Source organism: Vibrio sp. VP6 (assembly GCF_028823755.1).
GTDB lineage: Bacteria > Pseudomonadota > Gammaproteobacteria > Enterobacterales > Vibrionaceae > Vibrio > Vibrio parahaemolyticus.
This window is the reverse complement of record NZ_JAPEID010000121.1, coordinates 1-1,992: the sequence shown is the minus strand read 5'-3', so window position 1 is coordinate 1,992 and position 1,992 is coordinate 1. Positions and strand designations below refer to the sequence as shown.

Sequence of the window (1,992 nt, the reverse complement as noted above, 5' to 3'; positions counted from 1 at the left end):
TCGCATTTCACTGTTTTTATGTTCAGAGGTGTCGCACTTCGTACTTGAATCCAAGCAAGCATATATGTCCTCTCACTGTGATTCGGTTTATACGCAATGGCGTGATGGAACTATTCGTGGAGTTATGGCGATATCGTGCAAAACTAAGTTAACTAAGCAAAGAACGCACGAGTTATGGGAAAACTTTTTAACTTATATGGACAGTACACCACCAGTTTTACCGGAGCCAAGTGTAGAGTAGGTTTCAACCACGCACATAACAAACTGTTCAAGAGTGATTCGCAATGCGTGGCATTTTTGCTATGCGTTGAATTTAGTGATTAAGGTGGTATGCGGGGGCTTCGGTATTGCGTTGCTCACACCTTAACAGGGCGTTAGTTGCCAACGAGAAAATCGCAGCTAAGACAGAGTGTTTAGGTCTAATGTTCGTGTGCTTTGCTCGATTTTGCACTTCGAACTTCGGGCTCTTGGTTCGCGGAAATTGAGCTTCGATCTTTTCCTAGTTTGGTTTGCCGTTTCAGAAGCCTATTTACTTGTTGAAAGTCAGCTTTGTGGCATTGTTTCTCCAAAAGGTCTTTTTGGTGTTGTCAGTTCGTTTTCTACGGCGTTGCGTGTTCCAAGTGGTTTCAGTGACAGGCGCTTTGAAACTGCGCCTGAATTGAGTTTTTCAAAGCACATAAAACTAGTGTTGGCAAAACGGCAATCGACTTCAAATCAAAGCTTTAGGTTTGGCAACTAACAAAGCATTCAAGAGGGATTCACAACGCTCGGCAGTTTTGGTTTGAATTGGCTTTAGTGTTTACGGCACAATGGTTTAGTTTGGGTGGAATGCGTTGTTCACCCCTTAATGCGGCGTTAGTTGCCAAGGCGAAAAACGCAGCTAAAGCAGAGCATTTAGGGCTAATGGTCTGTGCTGTTTTTGCCTGATTCTGTGTTTAGGTGTAAGTTTGCTGAAGTTGCGTTCGATGTTTATTAGTGTGGTTTTGGTTTGCCGTTTCAGAAGCTGATTCGCTTGTTGAAAGTCAGCTCTGCTGCATTGTCGTTCCAAAAAGTTTGTTTGGTGTTCAAAGTCCGTTTTCTACGGCGTTGTATGTTCCAAGTGGTTTCAGTGACAGGCGCTTTGAAACTGCGCCTGAACTGAGCTTTTCAAAGCACATCAAGCTAGTGTTGGCAAAGCAGCAATTAACATCAAATCAAAGTTTTAGGTTTGGCAACTAACAAAGCATTCAAGAGGGATTCACAACGCTTGGCAGTTTTGGTTTGAATTAGCTTAAGTGGTGGCGTTGTTCACCCCTTAATGCGGCGTTAGGCTCCGAGGAAGCAATGAGAAAGAAAGTAGAAGAGCGCTTAAATAGGCTTAATAAAGGATGCTGTCCAGTTCATGGGGGTTTTATGTCTCAGGTTGAAGGGTGGTATGAAAATGAGCAGGGTATAAACTACACCGTTGTCGGATGTTCTCGAAACGCTTGCAAAATTTTAGCAAGAGCTTTTTCTTATGACGGTCCTTGGGAGATTGATGAAAAGTACATTCATTTGTTTGATGAAAACGAAGTAGATCCAGATTTCCTCGACCATACTGTTAAACCAAATGACAGAAAGAGCTCCGTGAAAAAGTATAGGTCGGATGTTTTTAACAAAACCTCCGGTTTTTGCTACTACTGCGGGGTTGGATTAACGCTTGAAACGCTAACTGTTGATCATTTTGTCCCCGAGTCTCGAGGAGGTAAAACAGAACTCTCAAATTTATTGCCGTGTTGTAAAACCTGTAATTCCTCAAAAGGAACTAAAGACATTGAGGAGTTTAGGTTTTTATGTCAAATGAAGGCGTTCAGAAAAGAGCACGGAGTAGAGTTCAATCGAGAGCAGATTAACTTTTTATCCAAAAGTGGATTTGACATTCAATTGAATCAACATGACTTTTGGTTCGAGGAAAACAGAGCTTAGTATCAAGTTTGAAGTGCGACACTTTTTACAGATGCGCATGAATATACT

At 42.0% G+C, this 1,992-nt stretch carries 3 protein-coding genes; all 3 read left to right on the top strand.

Annotated elements, in window-relative coordinates:
- Positions 1-241: lysozyme inhibitor LprI family protein (locus OU793_RS24300; RefSeq protein ID WP_369335227.1), on the top strand; the 241-nt coding region annotated here is incomplete at its 5' end.
- A gap of 734 nt (positions 242-975) precedes the next feature.
- Positions 976-1,218 carry a hypothetical protein gene (locus OU793_RS24290; RefSeq protein WP_017449642.1) on the top strand — a complete coding sequence of 81 codons (243 nt, stop codon included), beginning with the start codon at positions 976-978 and terminating at the stop codon, positions 1,216-1,218.
- 105 nt (positions 1,219-1,323) lie between these two features.
- Positions 1,324-1,944 (top strand): HNH endonuclease, encoded by a 621-nt coding sequence (locus OU793_RS24285; RefSeq protein ID WP_236578035.1) that lies wholly within the window; start codon positions 1,324-1,326, stop codon positions 1,942-1,944.
- Positions 1,945-1,992: the final 48 nt, after the last annotated feature.

Coding starts and splice junctions, on each gene's coding strand:
- OU793_RS24285 (WP_236578035.1), top strand. CDS start 1,324: ATGAGAAAGAAAGTAGAAGAGCGCTTAAATAGGCTTAATAAAGGATGC.